Annotated in this window: 8 protein-coding genes and 1 pseudogene (1 of these 9 cut by a window edge); 7 read left to right on the top strand and 2 right to left on the bottom strand. The window is 72.1% G+C overall.

Translation table 11 applies throughout. The features are described 5' to 3' along the window. The 4 genes from dpgB (at position 1) to ACZ6TD_RS09100 (ending at position 4,426) form a co-directional block, all read left to right on the top strand. A complete protein-coding gene (dpgB, locus tag ACZ6TD_RS09115) occupies positions 1-660 on the top strand; it encodes an enoyl-CoA-hydratase DpgB (RefSeq protein WP_471352403.1) in 660 nt (219 codons plus the stop codon). Further along, positions 657-1,934: a (3,5-dihydroxyphenyl)acetyl-CoA 1,2-dioxygenase DpgC gene (dpgC, locus tag ACZ6TD_RS09110; protein ID WP_471352401.1), complete on the top strand. Its 1,278-nt coding sequence runs from the start codon at positions 657-659 to the stop codon at positions 1,932-1,934. The genes dpgB and dpgC overlap by 4 nt, the downstream gene beginning before the upstream one ends. Positions 1,935-1,997: 63 nt before the next feature. Next, complete coding sequence (locus tag ACZ6TD_RS09105; protein WP_471352399.1) at positions 1,998-3,491, top strand: tryptophan 7-halogenase; 1,494 nt, start codon at positions 1,998-2,000, stop codon at positions 3,489-3,491. 2 nt (positions 3,492-3,493) lie between these two features. Beyond that, entirely contained in the window at positions 3,494-4,426 is a 933-nt protein-coding gene (locus tag ACZ6TD_RS09100; RefSeq protein WP_471352396.1) for an alpha/beta fold hydrolase, read from the top strand. Positions 4,427-4,466: 40 nt separating this feature from the next. On the opposite strand, the pseudogene ACZ6TD_RS09095 reads toward ACZ6TD_RS09100, so the two are convergent. Beyond that, positions 4,467-5,264, bottom strand: a pseudogene (locus tag ACZ6TD_RS09095) (sensor histidine kinase); the annotation flags it as partial. 401 nt (positions 5,265-5,665) lie between these two features. After that, the gene (locus ACZ6TD_RS09090) at positions 5,666-6,319 is read right to left on the bottom strand and encodes a response regulator transcription factor (protein WP_201856766.1); all 654 of its coding nucleotides are present in this window, start codon (positions 6,317-6,319) and stop codon (positions 5,666-5,668) included. 222 nt (positions 6,320-6,541) lie between these two features. On the opposite strand from ACZ6TD_RS09090, the gene ACZ6TD_RS09085 reads away from it, so the two are divergent. The 3 genes from ACZ6TD_RS09085 to ACZ6TD_RS09075 all read left to right on the top strand — a co-directional run. After that, the gene (locus ACZ6TD_RS09085) at positions 6,542-6,748 is read left to right on the top strand and encodes an MbtH family protein (protein ID WP_020866836.1); all 207 of its coding nucleotides are present in this window, start codon (positions 6,542-6,544) and stop codon (positions 6,746-6,748) included. A gap of 54 nt (positions 6,749-6,802) precedes the next feature. Beyond that, the gene (locus ACZ6TD_RS09080; RefSeq protein WP_471357578.1) at positions 6,803-8,878 is read left to right on the top strand and encodes an ABC transporter ATP-binding protein; all 2,076 of its coding nucleotides are present in this window, start codon (positions 6,803-6,805) and stop codon (positions 8,876-8,878) included. Between the two features lie 97 nt (positions 8,879-8,975). Further along, positions 8,976-16,535, top strand: the 5' portion of a protein-coding gene (locus tag ACZ6TD_RS09075) for an amino acid adenylation domain-containing protein (RefSeq protein ID WP_471352393.1). 3,291 nt of this gene lie beyond the right edge of the window; the window shows 7,560 of its 10,851 coding nt (coding positions 1-7,560); its start codon is at positions 8,976-8,978; its stop codon lies off the right edge, out of view.

Here is a 16,535-nt window from a genome sequence, read left to right as displayed (position 1 = left end):
ATGGAAGAAATACTGACCTTGGCGATCGACGGGGCGGAGCCGCCGACCGCCGCGACCGTGCACGCCGTACAGGCCGTGTGCGACAAGGCCGAGGACCGCCCCGGCTGCGGAGTCGTCGCCGTACAGGTCGGCGGCGCCCCGGCGGGGGGCTGGACCGGCGAACTCGATGTGATGCGCGTCAGCAAGTGGGAGCGGACACTGCGCCGCCTGGAGCGGCTGCCGCGGGCCACCGTCGCGGTGGCCTCGGGCGACTGCGGCGGCGCGGCCCTGGACGCCTTCCTCGCCTGCGACATCCGGGTGGTCACCCCGGGCACCCGGCTGCTCGTCCACGGCGACACCACGGCGACCTGGCCCGGCATGGCCGGCTACCGGCTCGTCCAGCTCGCGGGATCCGCGCGGGTCCGCCGGGCGCTGCTGTTCGGCGTGCCCATCGAGGCCCCCGAGGCGCTCGCGCTCGGCGTGGCCGACGAGCTGGCCGAGGACCCGGCCGACGCGGTCGCGGCCGCCGCCGGGCTGGTCAGCGGGCTGGCCGGGAAGGAGGTCGCGATCCGCAGGCAACTGCTCTTCGACGCCGCGACGACCAGCTTCGAGGACGCCCTCGGCCCCCATCTGGCGGCCTGCGACCGGGTGTTGCGGCGGCCCGAGGTGGAGGCGTCATGACCGTTCCGCTCTGGCCGGAGCTGCGGCGGGCGGCCCACCGCGTCGACGAACTGGTGGCGAAACTGCCCGACCCCGGCGCCCGGGGACCTGAGGAGCGGGCCGAGCTCGCCGCGGCCAAGGACACCGCCCGAGCGCTGCGGACGCGTTATCTGCACACCCACGTCGACGCCGTGTACGACCACCTCACCAGCGGCGGCGCCGACGAGCTCCGCATCGCCGAACTCGTCGGCGCCGCCGCGGACGCCTTCCCCGCGCTGCTGCCCACGGCCGGGCAGCTCGCGGCCGACCGCGCCCGGCGGCAGGCGGACAAGGAGGGGTACGAGATCGATCAGGGCATCTTCCTGCGCGCCGTGCTGGGCTCGCCCCGGTCCGGGCCGCATCTGCTCGACGCGATGCTCCGGCCGACACCGCGGGCGCTGCGGCTGCTGCCGGAGTTCACCAGGACCGGGGTCCTGGAGACGACGTCCGTACGGATGGAGCGGCGCGACGGCGCGGCGTATCTGACGATGTGCCGGGGCGACTGCCTGAACGCCGAGGACGAGCAGCAGGTCGACGACATGGAGACCGCCGTCGACCTCGCGCTGCTCGACCCGGAGGTGAGGGTCGGGGTGGTGCGCGGCGGCCCGATGAGCCATCCCCGCTACCGGGGCCGGCGGGTGTTCAGCGCGGGCATCAACCTCAAGAGCCTGCACGCCGGGGCCATCTCGCTGGTCGGCTTTCTGCTCCGCCGCGAGCTGGGCTATCTCCACAAGCTGGTCAGGGGAGTGCGTACCGACACCGCGCCCTGGCACTCCCCGACGGTCGAAAAGCCGTGGGTCGCGGCCGTCGAGACGTTCGCCATCGGCGGCGGCACCCAGTTGCTGCTCGTCTTCGACCATGTGCTCGCCGCGTCGGACGCCTACCTCAGCCTGCCCGCGGCCCGGGAGGGCATCGTGCCGGGGGCCGCGAACTTCCGGCTCGGCCGGCACACCGGACCCCGGATCTCCCGGCAGATGATCCTGCGGGGCCGCCGGATCCGGGCCACCGAACCCGACGCCCGGCTGCTGATCGACGAGGTGGTCGAGCCGGAGGAGATGGACACGGCCGTGGCCGGCGCCGTGGAGCGGCTCGGCGGCCCGGCGGTCGTGCCCAACCGGCGGATGCTGGGCCGGGCCGAGGAGCCGGTCGAGGAGTTCCGCCGCTATATGGCCGAGTTCGCGCTGCAGCAGGCCCTGCGCCTGTACGGCGAGGACGTCATCGGCAAGGTCGGCCGGTTCGCGGGGCAGGACGCGTGACCGCGGCCGCGCCCCGGTGCGCGGCCGAGAAGAGCAATGAACAACGCCACGTAGGGGGAAGCAATGAGCATTGAGGATCGTGAGCAGTACGACGTCGTGGTGGTCGGGGGCGGTCCCGGTGGTTCGACACTGGCCGCGCTCGTCGCCATGCGGGGCCACCGGGTCCTGATACTGGAGAAGGAGACGTTTCCGCGGTATCAGATCGGCGAGTCGCTGCTGCCGTCCACGATCCACGGCGTCTGCCGGATGACCGGGGTGGCGGACAAGCTGGCCGCGGTCGGGTTCACCCCGAAGAAGGGCGGCACGTTCCGCTGGGGTGCCAACGCCGAGCCGTGGACGTTCTCCTTCTCGGTGTCCCCGAAGATCGCGGGGGCCACCTCGCACGCGTACCAGGTCGAGCGCTCGAAGTTCGACACCATCCTGCTGGAACACGCGGTGGAGAAGGGCGCGGAGGTCCGCTTCCGGGCGTCGGTCTCCGATGTGCTCGAGGACGGCGACCGGGTCACCGGCGTGCGGTACACCGACGCGAGCGGCACCGAGCACGAGGTGCACGCCACCTACGTCGTGGACGCGTCCGGCAACGGCAGCCGGCTGCACAAGCGGGTGGGCGGTACCCGGGAGTACTCGCAGTTCTTCCGCAGCCTCGCGCTGTTCGGCTATTTCGAGGGTGGCAAGCGGCTGCCCGCCCCCAACTCGGGCAACATCCTGTCCGTGGCGTTCGAGAGCGGCTGGTTCTGGTACATCCCGCTCGCCCCGGACCTCACCAGCGTCGGCGCGGTCGTCCGGCGGGAGAACGCCGACAAGATCCAGGGCGATCCGGAGCGGGCCCTGCTGGCGCTCATCGACGAATGCCCGCTCATCAAGGAGTATCTGTCGGACGCCCCCCGGGTGACCGAGGGCCAGTACGGCCAGCTGCGGGTGCGCAAGGACTACTCGTACCACCAGACCACGTTCTGGCGGCCCGGCCTCGTGCTCATCGGCGACGCCGCCTGCTTCGTCGACCCGGTCTTCTCCTCCGGCGTCCACCTGGCCACCTACAGTGCCCTGCTGGCTGCCCGCTCGATCAGCAGCAGCCTGGCCGGGATCGTCTCGGAGGAGGCGGCGTTCACCGAGTTCGAGGCCCGCTACCGCCGGGAGTACGGCGTCTTCTACGAGTTCCTGATGTCCTTCTACGACATGCACGTGGACGAGAACTCCTACTTCTGGTCGGCGAAGAAGGTCACCCGCAACCAGCACACCGAGCTGGAGTCGTTCGTCGAGCTGGTGGCGGGCGTGTCGTCCTCGGAGTTCGACCTCGACGGGGCCGAGTCGGCCGCGCTGCGCATGAAGTCCAAGTCGGCCGAGTTCGTCTCCGCCATCGACGAGATGTCCGCGGACGCCGAGGGGAACATGACGCCGCTGTTCCGCTCCTCCGCGGTGCGCCAGGCGATGCAGGAGGGCGCTCAGGTGCAGAGCCGGGCGTTCCTCGGCGAGGACCTCGGCCCCGATGTGCCGATGTTCCCCGGCGGGCTCGTCACCTCCGACGACGGCATGCTCTGGCAGCCGGGGCCGGCCTGACGATGCCTGTCGTCCGGATCAACGGGATCCAGCTGAACTACGAGGAGCACGGAACGGGGGACCCGGTCGTCATGGTGACCGGCACCGGGGCCCCCGGCCGGATGTGGCGCACCCACCAGGTGCCCGCGCTCAAGGCGGCCGGCTTCAAGGTGATCACCGTGGACAACCGCGGGATCCCGCCGAGCGATCCCTGCGCCGAGGGATTCACCCTCGACGACATGGCGGCGGACATCGCGGGCCTCATCGAGCACCTCGGCGCGGGCCCGTGCCGGGTCGTGGGCTTCTCCCTGGGCGGCATCATCGTCCAGGAGCTGCTCCTGGCCCGGCCCGAACTCGTCCGGTCGGCCGTGCTGATGGCGACCAGCGGCCGGGCCGACACCTTCGCCACCGCCCAGGCGATCGCGGAGATGGACCTGGCCGATAGCGGGGTGAAGCTGCCGCCCCGCTACGCCGCCTATGTCAACGCGCTGCAGAGCCTGTCCCCGCAGACGCTGGCCGATGAACAGCGGCTGCGCGACTGGCTGGACATCTTCGAGATCTCCGCCGTCGACCTGGCCTCGGTCCGCGGCCAGCTCGGCCTGCAGCTGATTCCCAACCGGCTGCCGGCGTACGCGGCCATCCGCTGCCCGTGCCTGGTCCTGGGCTTCGAGCACGACCTGATCGTACGGCCGCAGCTCACCCGGGAGGTCGCCGACGCCATCCCCGGCGCCCGCTACACCGAGGTCCCCGGCTGCGGGCACTACGGCTATCTGGAGAAGCCGGCCGCCGTGAACGCCGCGCTCGTCGACTTCTTCACCGCTCCGCTCGCCGCTGGGGTGGCGGTCCCGGGCGGTGGGCCGGTGGCGGTTCCTGCCGGTGGGCCGGTGGCGGTCCCGGCCGGTGGGCCAGTGGCGGTCGCGGCTGGTGGGCCGGCGGGTGCGGAAAGCCGATCGTGAAGACGAGGCCCCCCTCCGGGCGGGCCTCCACGGCGAGCGTGGCGTCGTGCGCCACCGCGATGGCCTGCACGATCGACAGCCCAAGTCCCAAGCCGTCCTTGTTGGTCCGCGGGTCGCCGAGCCGCTGGAACGGCTGGAACATCTGGTCCAGCGCGCTCGGCGGCACCACCGGACCGGAGTTGGCCACGGTCAGGACCGCCCGGCCGGGCTCGTCCGCCGTGGCCACCTCCACCCAGCCGTACGGCTCGTTGTGCCGCAGCGCGTTGTCCACCAGGTTGATGACCAGCCGTTCGGCCAGCGGCCGGTGGCCCGCCGCGACCGTGGCCGCCGGCGCACAGCGCAGCGTGACTCGCCGCTGCTCCGCGTCCGTCCGGCGGGCCGCCACGACCTCCCGCACCAGCCGGTCCAGGTCGAACGGCCGCCGCACCTCGATCCCCGCGTGGCTACGGGCCAGGGTCAGCAGCGCCTCGATCATGCGCTCCTGCTGGGCGCCCGCGGCGAGGATCCGTTCGTGCGCCGTGCGCAGGGACGCCACGTCCGCGTCGGGATCCGACAGGGCGAGCTGCCCCAGCGTCCGCTGCCGGGCGAGCGGAGTGCGCAGCTCGTGCGAGGCGTTGGCGACGAACCGGCGCTGTGCCTCGAACGATGTCTCCAGCCGGCCGAGCAGACCGTCGAACGTGTCGCCCAGCTCCTTGAGTTCATCGCTCGGGCCCTCGAGGGCGAGGCGCTGGTGCAGGCTGGTCGCCGAGATCTCCCGGGCGGCGGCGATGACCGTACGCAGCGGGCGCAGTATCCGCCCCGAGACCACCCAGCCCAGCGCGATCGAGATGACCGACATCAGCCCGAGCGCGATCGCGGACTGCACCAGCAGGTCGTGCAGCACGGCGTCCCGCTGCAGTTCCATGATCTCCCGCGCCGCGGCGGGAAGGACGTCGCGGGTGCTCTCCCCGATGCGCCCCCGCGGCGGTGGCACCGGCGGAGAGTGGCCGTCGGTCCCGCCCGCCCGCGGCCCACCGCCGTCCGGCGCGGGCTGCCCGCCGGACAGCGAACCGCCGCCTGAGCCCAGCACCAGCAGATACGTGATCGTCAGCAGCGCGGCCCCGGAGAGCAGGAACAGCGCCCCGTACAGCAGGGTCAGCTTCAGCCGGACCGTACGCCGGGGCAGGGCTGGGTGCGCGAGCCGGGCGGTGAGCCGGAACAGCGGAGACATGAGCCGGGGCAGCGGAGACATCGGCGGCCTCAGATCCGGTAGCCGCGCTTGGCGACGGTCTCGATCACCGGCGGATCGCCCAGCTTGGCCCGCAGCCTGCTGATGGTGATCTTCACGGCGCTGGTGAACGGATCGGCCGCCTCGTCCCACACCCGCTCCAGCAGTTCCTCCGCCGAGACCGCCCGCCCCTTGGCCGACAGCAGCAGCTCCAGCACGCCGAACTCCTTCGGCGCCAGCTCCAGCGGCCGGCCCGCCCGGGCGGCCTTGCGGCGCGCCGTGTCCACCACCAGGTCGCCGTGGTGCACCACCGGCGGCACGGCCGGATGCGCCCGCCGCGCCAGCGCGCCGATCCGGGCGATCAGCACCGGGAAGTCGAACGGCTTCGCGAGATAGTCGTCGGCCCCCAGATTGAGCCCGTCGACCAGATCCTCCGCCGAGGCCGCCGCGGTCAGCATCAAGACCCTGCTGCGGCAGCCGGACGCGATCAGCTCGGAGCAGATCTCGTCGCCGTGCATCCCGGGCAGATCCCGGTCCAGCACGATCACGTCGTAATCGCTGAGCAGCGCCCGCTCAAGACCGCTCTCTCCGTCGAACGCCACATCGACGGCCATCTGCGCCCGCCGTAAGCCGACGGCCACCGCCTGCGCCATTTCCTGGTCGTCCTCCACCACGAGCACGCGCACCCGCTCCCCCTCCTCGGTCTGTCCAACCGGCCCTGCTCGGCCCTGCCCCCTGGACAACGGGATCCAGAATGCCCCGGCTCCGGTTTCCGCGGGGTTTCACCCGTTGTCCAAGTGCAGAGAATACGCGGTTGGACGCCACTTCAATAGTCGACCTTGCCGCTCCCGATGGGCCCTCGTTACCTTGAATTCCGGCCCGCTCCCGGGAAGTTGGAAGGAGTGAAGATGACCAATCCGTTCGACGACGAAAACGGTTCCTTTCTGGTCCTGCTGAACGACGAGGGCCAGTATTCGCTGTGGCCCGCCTTTGCCGAGGTACCGGCCGGCTGGCGCGTCGTATTCGGCGAGGACGCCCGCAAGAACTGCCTGGACTACATCGAGGAGAACTGGCGCGACATGCGCCCCAAGAGCCTCATCGACCAGCTCACATAGGTCGGAACGACCCAAGCCGAGGAGAGCGTCGTGTCCATAGGCGGCCCAGGGCCGATGATGATTCGCGCGGTGGGCCCCGACCCATCCGTGACCAAGCAGAAAATAAAAGCCGGGACCGCGAAACGGATAGTTCCGTATACCCGGCCGTACCGCGTCAGCATCTGTCTGCTGCTGCTCATGACCGTGGCGAACGCCGCCATTGTGGTGGCCGTCCCCATCCTCTTCAAATACCTCATCGACAACGGCATCGCCGAACATGATTCCGATGTCGTCGTGGGTATCGCCGTGGCGGTCGGCGGACTGGCGGTCCTCGGCGCGCTGCTGGGGTTCGGCGAGGCGTGGTACTCGGCCCGGGTCAGTGAGGGGCTCGTCTACGAGCTGCGCACCGAGGTCTTCGACCATGTGCAGCGCCAGCCACTGGCGTTCTTCACCCGGGCCCAGACCGGTGCCCTGGTCAGCCGGCTCAACGCGGACGTGGTCGGGGCCCAGCAGGCCCTGACCTCCCTGCTGTCCACGGTCGTCTCGGCCGCGTTCACCCTGCTGTTCGTCCTCGTCACGATGTTCTACCTGTCCTGGGTGATCACCTTGATCTCCCTGGTCGTGCTGCCCTTCTTCATCCTCCCCGGCAAGGTCGTCGGGCGCCGGCTGCAGCGGCTCATGCGCTCCCAGATGGAGCAGAACGCCGAAATGGGCGCGTTGATGAACGAGCGCTTCAACGTGACCGGCGCGCTGCTGGCCAAGCTGTACGGCCGGCCGAGCCGGGAGCTGCGCCAGTTCACCAAGCTGGCCGGCAGGGTCCGCGACCTCGGCGTGCTGACCGCCGTCAACGGCAAGCTGCTCTTCCTGTCGATGGTCCTCCTCAGCGCGCTCGCCACCGCCGTGGTCTACGGCGTCGGCGGCCGCCTCGTCATCGACGACGCCTTCGAGATCGGCACCCTGGTGGCCCTGGCCACGCTGCTCACCCGGCTCTTCGGCCCGATCAACCAGCTCTCCAGCGCCCAGGCCAACGTGGTCACCGCGCTCGTCAGCTTCGACCGGCTCTTCGAGATCCTCGACCTCAAGCCGCTCATCTCCGAGAAGCCCGACGCGATCGCGCTGCCCCGCGACGGCGCGCCCGAAATCGTCTTCGACGGTGTCTCGTTCTCGTACCCGGCCGCCGCGGACGTCTCGCTCGCCTCCCTCGAATCGATCGCCTTGCCGCGGCCGGAGCGCGCCAGGAACGACTGGACCCTGCGCGACCTGAGCTTCCGGCTGCCCGCCGGGAAGCTCACCGCCCTCGTCGGCCCCTCCGGCGCCGGCAAGACCACCATCACCCATCTCGTACCCCGGCTGTACGACCCCGGCGAGGGCACCGTCAGCATCGACGGGCACGACCTCCGGGACCTCACGCTGGAGTCCCTCTACGACACCATCGGCGTCGTCACCCAGGACGCCTACCTCTTCCACGCCACCATCGGCGACAACCTCCGCTACGCCCGCCCGGAGGCCACCGAGCAGGAGATGATCGACGCCTGCGAGGCCGCCCAGATCCGGGGCCTGATCGAGTCCCTGCCCGACGGCTTCGACACCGTCGTCGGCGACCGCGGCTACCGGCTCTCCGGCGGCGAGAAACAGCGCATCGCCATGGCGCGGCTGCTGCTCAAGGCGCCCCCGGTCGTCGTCCTCGACGAGGCCACGGCGCACCTCGACTCCGAGTCCGAGGCCGCGCTGCAACGGGCGCTGGAGACCGCGCTCGCGGGGCGCACCTCGCTGGTGATCGCCCACCGGCTGTCCACGATCCGCGACGCCGACCAGATCCTCGTGATCGACCGCGGCCGGGTGCGGGAGAGCGGCACCCATGAGGAACTCCTCGCCCTGGGTGGGCTCTACGCGGAGCTGTACCGCACGCAGTTCGCGGGGCGTGGCGGGCCGGGTGGGCAGGCGGCTCCGCCCCATGGGCGTGGGCCGGTGCCGCCTCAGGGACATGGGCCGGTGGGCAATGGTCATGCGCCGGGGCCCCATGGTCATGCGCCGGTCGGGCCTCCCCGTGGGCCGTATCCGGCGGGTCCGGGGGCCGGCCCGTTCCCGGGGCCGGGACCTCATCCGGGCATGCGGGCGATGCCCGGCGGCCCGCCACCCGGCCACGGCTGAGCACGGCCGAGCACGGCCGAGCACGGAGCTCCGACCACCGCCGTCGCGTAGATCCGACCACCGCCATCGCGGCGTACCGCAGCAGAGGGAGACATCCATGCATGGCACGACCGAATCCTGGCGACCGCTGGGCGAGTTGTTCGACGCCCAGGTGGCCGGCTCGCCGGACGCGGTGGCGGTGATCGGGGCGGACGGTCTGGAGTGGTCGTACGCCGAGCTGGGGGCGCGGGCGGACCGGGTGGCCGGGGCGCTGGCCGCGCGCGGGGTCCGGCGCGGGGACCTCGTGGCGGTGGTGCTGGACCGGTCCGCCGAACTGGTGGCGGTGTGGCTGGGCGTGGTGAAGGCCGGGGCGGGGTTCGTTCCGGTCGACCCGGCGTATCCGGCCGAGCGGATCGGATGGATGGTCGAGGACGCCGGGCCGGTGCTCGCCGTGTGCTCGCAGGAGACGCGGGCGTTGGTCCCGGACGGGGTGGAGAGCCTGGTCTGGGATCCGGCCGCGGAGGGTGAATCGGCACCCGCGGTGTCCGTGGGTGCCGATGACGTGGCGTATGTGATCTACACATCGGGCTCGACGGGCCGTCCGAAGGGCGTGCTCGTGACCCATCGCGGCATCGGCAACCTGGCGGCCGCGCAGATCGACCGGTTCGCGGTGGGCGCCGACGCGCGGGTGTTGCAGCTGGCGTCGCTGAGCTTCGACGCCGCGGTCTCCGAGATCTGCATGGCGTTGCTCTCGGGCGCCGCGCTGGTGATGGCGGACGCGGACAGGTTGCCGCCGCATGGGTCGTTGAGCGAGACGGCGGCCGAGTACGGCGTCACACACGCGACCGTCCCGCCGTCGGTGCTGGCCACGGTGGAGGAGCTGCCGGAGAGCCTGCGGACGCTGGTGGTGGCGGGTGAGGTGTGCCCGCCGGGGCTGGCGGAGCGGTGGGCCCCTGGACGGCGGATGATCAATGCGTACGGCCCGACCGAGGTCACCGTATGCGCCACGATGAGCGCGCCGCTGGAGCCGTCCGGGCCGGTGCCGATCGGCGGGCCGATCGCCAACACACGGGTGTTCGTGCTGGACGAGCGCCTGCGGCCGGTCCCCGAGGGGGTGCCGGGCGAGCTGTACGTCGCGGGGCCGGGGCTCGCGCGAGGCTATCTGCGCCGCCCGGGGCCGACGGCGGAACGGTTCGTGGCCTGCCCGTTCACGGACGGGCGGATGTACCGCACCGGCGACCTCGCCCGGCGGACCGCTGACGGTGAGCTGGTCTTCGGTGGCCGGGCCGATGAGCAGGTGAAGGTGCGTGGCTTCCGGGTGGAGCCGGGTGAGATCGAGGCCGTTCTCGCCGGGCACCGGAGTGTCGGCCACGTGGTTGTTGTCGTACGGGAGGACCGCCCCGGGGACCGGCGGCTGGTCGCCTACGTCGTTCCTGATGGGGAGGTGGATACCGCCGGGCTGCGGGAGTACGTGGCCGAGCGGCTGCCGGAGTACATGGTGCCCACCGCGGTCGTCGCCCTGGATGCCCTGCCGGTCACCGTCAACGGCAAGCTGGACCGCGCCGCCCTCCCCGCCCCCGACTTCACCGACGCGGCGGAGGGCCGCGGTCCACGGACGCCCACCGAGGAGCTGCTCTGCCGGCTCTATGGCGAGATCCTCGGCCTGGAGCGGGTCAGCGCGGAGGCGTCCTTCTTCGAGCTCGGCGGCGACTCGATTCTGACCATGCTGCTGGTGTCGGTGGCCCGGCGCGCCGGACTGGTGATCGCCCCGTACCAGGTGTTCGAGCTCGCCACCCCGGCCCGCCTCGCCGACGTCGCCGAACCGCTGGACGAGAGCGCCGCGACAGGTGACCGGGCACGGGGCGCCGGGCAGGTGCCACTCTCCCCGGCCATGCACGAACTGCTGGACCGAGAGGGAGTTCAGGGGCCCTCGAGACCCGAGAGGGCTGAGGGTTTCCGGTCGGCCGTGCTGGACGTCCCGGCCGGGCCGCACCTGGGCGACATCGCCCGTGCGCTGCAGGCCGTCGTCGATCGCCACGACCTGCTGCGGGCCCGGCTCGAGACCACCCCGGAGCGGCGGCTGACCGTACCCCCGGCGGGGTCGGTGTCCGTCCGGCCGTGGACGCGGCAGGTGGCGACGGCGGGTATGGACGCCGATCGCTTCCAGCGACTGCTCGCCGCCGAGTCGGCGGAGGCCGGGCGGCGGCTGGACCGGCGGGCCGGGGTGATGGCCCAGGCCGTGTGGTGCGACAACGGGCCGGACGCGCCGGGGCGGCTGCTCGTCGTCGCGGACCGGCTGGTGGTCGATGCGACGTCCTGGCGGATCCTGCTGGAGGACGTGGCCGCCGCGGTCGCGGGGCGGGAGACGGCGGCCGTCCCGACGTCGTTCCGCCACTGGACGCGGGCCCTGGCCGCGCAGGCCGACAGCGCCCGGCGGCGTGCGGAGCTGCCCGCGTGGACCGAACTCCTCGCCGCCGGTGACCCGTTGCTCACCACCCGTCCCGCCGACCCGGCCCGCGACGCGAACGTCCCGCCGCGGCGCGCCTCCGTGCGCGTCCCGGCCGACACCACGGCGGCGGTGCTGACCGCCCTGCCGGACGCGTTCCACACCGGCGCCGAGACCGTTCTGCTGACCGGGCTGACCGCGGCCCTCGCCGATTGGCGCGACGGCCAGGACCGAACCGGTGGATTCCTCGTGGACGTGGCGGTGCCGGACCACGGACGGGGCGCCCTGGGCGGCGCCGCCGATCTCTCCCGCACCGTGGGCTCGTTCGCCCACCGCCACCCCGTACGGCTCGACACCGGGGCCCTCGACCTGGCGGAGATCCGCCGCGGCGGCCCCGCCGCGGGCCGGGCCATGAAGCAGATCAAGGAACGGCTGCGGGCCGTCCCCGGCGATGGACTCGGCTACGGCCTGCTGCGCCACCTCAACCCCGACACCGCCGCCACGCTCACCGCCCTGCCCACCCCGCAAATCGGCTTCACCGCCCCGGGCGACGACGACCGGCCGCCCACCCACCCGCTTGAAGCGGCGGCCCGCGTCGAGGGAGCCGAACTGGTCCTCAGCCTGGACTGGCCGGAGCCCCTCCTCACCGAACCGGCCGCCCGGCGCCTGCTCGACGTATGGGCGGAGATGCTGTCCGGCCTCGCCGCGCACTCCGGCGGCGGCCACACGCCGTCCGACTTCCCGTTGCTGGCACTCGACCAGGCCCAGATCGAGGAGCTGGAGGCCGAGGCGGCGGGCGGCGTGGTCGACGTACTGCCGCTGTCCCCGCTCCAGGAGGGCCTGCTCTTCCACGCGATGTTCGACGAGCGGGAGCGGGACATCTATGTGGAGCAGAAGGTCCTGGAGCTGGAAGGGCCCCTGGATGTACGGGCGTTGCGCGCCACCTGGCAGGCGCTGGTCGAGCGGCACGGCAGCCTGCGCACCGGCTTCCGCCGCCTGGTCGGCGTGGACGAACCCGTCCAGGTGATCGCCCGCCAGGTCACCCTGCCCTGGCGCGAGGTGGACCTGTCGCATCTCGGCACCGAGGCGGCGCGGGACCGGGCGGACCGGCTGGAGAGCGCGGAGCGGGACCGCCGCTTCGACCTCGCGGCCCCGCCGCTGGCGCGGATCCTGCTGGTGAAGACCGGCCCCGACCGTCACCGCATGGTCGTGACCCTGCATCACATCGTGCTCGACGGCTGGTCGCTGCGGATCCTCATCCGCGAGCTGTGGGCCGGCTACGCGGCCGGCGGCGACACCCGCGAGCTGGCGCCGACCACGCCCTACGGCGAGTATCTGGCCTGGCTGCGCCGCCAGGACCGGGAGGCGGCGCGCGCCGCCTGGCAGCGGGCGCTCGACGGCGTGTCCGAGCCGACGACGGTCGCCGCTCTCGACCCGAACGCCGAACCCGTCCTCACTCACAAGGTCCTCGCCGAGACCGGCGACCATCTGGCCGGTGCGCTGCGAGAGCTCGCCCGCGCCCACGGCGTCACGCTGAACACCGTCCTCCAGGTGGCCTGGGCCCAGGTCGTCGGCAAGCTCACCGGCCGGAGCGATGTGGTGTTCGGCGCCGCGGTGGCCGGACGTCCGCCGGAGCTGGCGGGGATGGCGGACATGCTGGGGCTGTTCATCAACACGATCCCCGTACGGGTCCGGCTGCGCCCTGCCGACTCCATCGCCCACTTGCTCACCGTGGTGCAGGCCCAGCAGTCGGCGCTGCTCGATCACCAGCACCTCGGCCTCAAGGAGATCCAGCGCCTGGCCGGACCGGGCGCCACCTTCGACACCCTGATGGCCTTCGAGAACTTCCACGCGGGCGAAACCGGACCGGCCGCCCCCTTGCGGCTGACCGCCGGCACGACCCGGATGGCGACGACCTTCCCGCTGACGCTGGGGGTGGACCCGGCGGACGAGCTGACGTTCTGGCTGGACTACCGCCCGGACGCGTTCGACGAGGACGCCGCCCGTGGCGTGGTACGGCGGCTGGTGCGGGTGCTGGAGCAGATGGCGGCGGCCCCGGCGCGGCGGGTGAGTGAGATCGAGCTGCTGGGGCGCGGCGAGCGGGCGCGGGTGGTGGAGGAGTGGAACGCCACTGATCGGGTGGTGCCGGTGGGGCCGTTGGGTGAGTTGTTCGACGAGCGGGCGGCTGTCTCTCCGGATGCGGTGGCGGTGGTGGGTGTGGGTGGTGAGGAGTGGTCGTACGCGGAGTTGAGGGAGCGGTCGGATGGGGTGGCGGGTGTGTTGGCCGCGCGGGGTGTGGGGCGGGGTGACGTGGTTGCGGTGGTGTTGGAGCGGTCGGTCGATGTGGTGGCGGTGTTGTTGGGGGTGGTGAAGGCGGGGGCGGGGTTCGTTCCGGTGGATCCGGCGTATCCGGTGGAGCGGATCGGGTGGATGGTCGGGGATGCGGGGGCGGTGCTGGTGGTGTGCTCGGAGGGGACTCGGGGGTTGGTTCCGGCTGGGGTGGAGTGTGTGGTGTGGGGTTCGTCGGATGTGGTGGCGGAGTGTGTGCCTGGGGTGTCGGTGGGTGTCGATGATGTGGCGTATGTGATTTATACGTCGGGTTCGACGGGCCGTCCGAAGGGTGTGGTGGTGACGCATCGTGGCCTGGGGAATCTGGCGGCTGCGCAGATCGAGCGGTTCGCGGTGGGTGCTGATGCGCGGGTGTTGCAGTTGGCGTCGTTGAGTTTCGACGCGGCGGTGTCCGAGATGTGTATGGCGTTGTTGTCGGGTGCTGCGCTGGTGGTGGTGGGTGCGGACTGGTTGCCGCCGGAGCGGTCGTTGGGTGAGGTGGTGGCGGAGTTCGGTGTTACGCATGTGACGGTGCCGCCGTCGGTGTTGGCGGCGGTGGAGGGGTTGCCGGAGAGTCTGGGGACGCTGGTGGTGGCGGGTGAGGTGTGCCCGCCGGGGCTGGTGGAGCGGTGGGCCCCTGGACGGCGGATGATCAATGCGTACGGCCCGACCGAGGTCACCGTGTGCGCGACGATGAGTGGGCCGCTGGAACCGTCCGGCCCGGCGCCGATCGGTGGGCCGATCGCCAACACACGGGTGTTCGTGCTGGACGAGTTCCTGCGGCCCGTGCCCGAGGGTGTGGCGGGCGAGCTGTATGTCGCGGGTCCGGGGCTCGCGCGTGGCTATCTCGGCCGTCCCGGGCTGACCGCGGAACGCTTCGTGGCGTGTCCGTTCACGGGTGGCCGGATGTACCGCACAGGTGACCTCGCCACATGGACGGCCGATGGTGCTCTGGTCTTCGGTGGGCGTGCGGACGACCAGGTCAAGGTGCGTGGCTTCCGTGTCGAGCCGGGTGAGATCGAGGCCGTTCTCGCTGGACACCGGAGTGTCGGCCAGGTGGCCGTTGTCGTCCGGGAGGACCGCCCCGGGGACCGGCGGCTGGTCGCCTACGTCGTTCCCGATGGGGAGGTGGATACCGCCGGGCTGCGGGAGTACGTGGCCGAGCGGCTGCCGGACCACATGGTTCCCGCCGCGGTCGTCGCCCTGGATGCCCTGCCGGTCACGGTGAACGGCAAGCTGGACCGCCCCGCCCTCCCCGCCCCCGACTTCTCCGACGCCACCGGGCGCGGCCCCGCCACGCCGACCGAGGAGATCCTCTGCGGCCTGTACTGCGAGGTTCTCGGGCTCGAACGGGTCGGCGCCGAGGTGTCGTTCTTCACCATCGGTGGCGACTCGATCCTCGCCATGAAGCTCATCGCCCGGATCGGCGCCGTCCTCGACACCGAGCTCAACATCGGCGAGCTGTTCGCCGCCCCCACCGTGGCCGGAGTCGCCCGCCTCGTCGCTGCGGCGGGAGGTACGACCGCCCGGGCCGCGCTGACGCCCCGGCCGAGGCCGGAGGCGCTGCCGCTGTCGTACGCCCAGCGGCGCATGTGGTTCCTCAACCAGCTCGAGGAGACCAACCCGGGAGCCGGAGCGGTCTACAACCTGCCGCTGGCCCTGCGACTCTCCGGCGACCTGGATGTCATCGCGCTGGAGGCGGCCCTCGGCGATGTCGCCGACCGGCACGAGAGCCTGCGCACGGTCTTTCCCGAGACCGATGGCGAGCCGCGCCAGCGGGTGCTGGAAGGCGAGGCGGGCCGACCGCGGCTGGCCGTCGTGGAGACCAGCGAGGAACTCCTCGCGGCCGAGCTCGGGTCGCATGCGGACCGTGGCTTTGATGTGACCGTCGATCTGCCGTGGCGGGCGCGGCTGTTGAAGACGGGGCCCTCGGAGTATGTGCTGCTGATCGTCGCGCATCACATCGCCGTGGACGGCTGGTCGATGGGCGTGCTGGCGCGGGACCTGGGGGCGGCGTATGCGGCTCGCCGGGCGGGCGGCGCGCCGGGGTGGGAGCCGCTGCCGGTGCAGTACGCGGACTATGCGCTGTGGCAGCGCGAGGTGCTGGGTGACCCCGAGGACCCGGACAGCGTGATCAGCGGCCAACTCGGGTACTGGCGTGCGGCACTGGCCGGTGCGCCCCAGGAGCTCGCACTGCCGACCGACCGGCCGCGGCCGGCGGTGTCCTCCTTCCGCGGTGGCGAAGTGCCGATCCAGATCGGCGCGGAGACCCATGCCCGGCTGCTGGACGTGGCTCGCCGTGGTCGCGCCACCATGTTCATGGTGGTGCACGCCGCACTCTCCGTGCTGCTCGGCCGGGTGGGTGCGGGCGACGACATCCCGATAGGCGTGCCGATCGCGGGCCGTGGCGACCCGGCGCTGGACGACCTGGCCGGGTTCTTCGTCAACACCCTCGTCCTCCGCGCAGATCTGAGCAGGGACCCGTCCTTCACGGAGCTGCTGGCCCAGGTGCGGGAGACCGATCTGGCCGCGTACGCGCATCAGGACGTGCCGTTCGAGCGGCTGGTCGAGGATCTGAACCCGTCGCGCTCGCTCTCCCACAACCCGCTGTTCCAGGTCCTGCTGGCCCTGCGGAGCGTACCGGCGCCGCGATGGGGTCTGCCGGGGCTGCGGGTCCGGCGGATACCGGCGGCCGCCCAGGTCCCGGCGCGCTTCGATCTGTCGCTGGACCTGGCCGAGCACCGTGATGGTGCGGGGGTGCCGGCGGGGTTGGGTGGGGCGTTGCTGTTCGCGGTGGATTTGTTTGATGAGGGTACGGCGCGGGGGTTGGTGGAGCGGTTGGTGCGGGTGTTGGAGGCGGTGGCGGCTGATCCTGGGGTGCGGGTCGGTGAGATCGATGTGGTG

Source organism: Streptomyces yongxingensis, from assembly GCF_055597465.1.
The sequence above is the reverse complement of the archived record's forward strand: the minus strand, read 5'-3'. Positions and strand labels throughout refer to the sequence as shown.

Excerpts from the sequence above, each read along its gene's own strand:
- dpgB (WP_471352403.1), top strand. The coding sequence starts at position 1 with ATGGAAGAAATACTGACCTTGGCGATCGACGGGGCGGAGCCGCCGACC.
- dpgC (WP_471352401.1), top strand. The coding sequence starts at position 657 with ATGACCGTTCCGCTCTGGCCGGAGCTGCGGCGGGCGGCCCACCGCGTC.
- ACZ6TD_RS09105 (WP_471352399.1), top strand. The coding sequence starts at position 1,998 with ATGAGCATTGAGGATCGTGAGCAGTACGACGTCGTGGTGGTCGGGGGC.
- ACZ6TD_RS09100 (WP_471352396.1), top strand. The coding sequence starts at position 3,494 with ATGCCTGTCGTCCGGATCAACGGGATCCAGCTGAACTACGAGGAGCAC.
- ACZ6TD_RS09085 (WP_020866836.1), top strand. The coding sequence starts at position 6,542 with ATGACCAATCCGTTCGACGACGAAAACGGTTCCTTTCTGGTCCTGCTG.
- ACZ6TD_RS09080 (WP_471357578.1), top strand. The coding sequence starts at position 6,803 with ATGATGATTCGCGCGGTGGGCCCCGACCCATCCGTGACCAAGCAGAAA.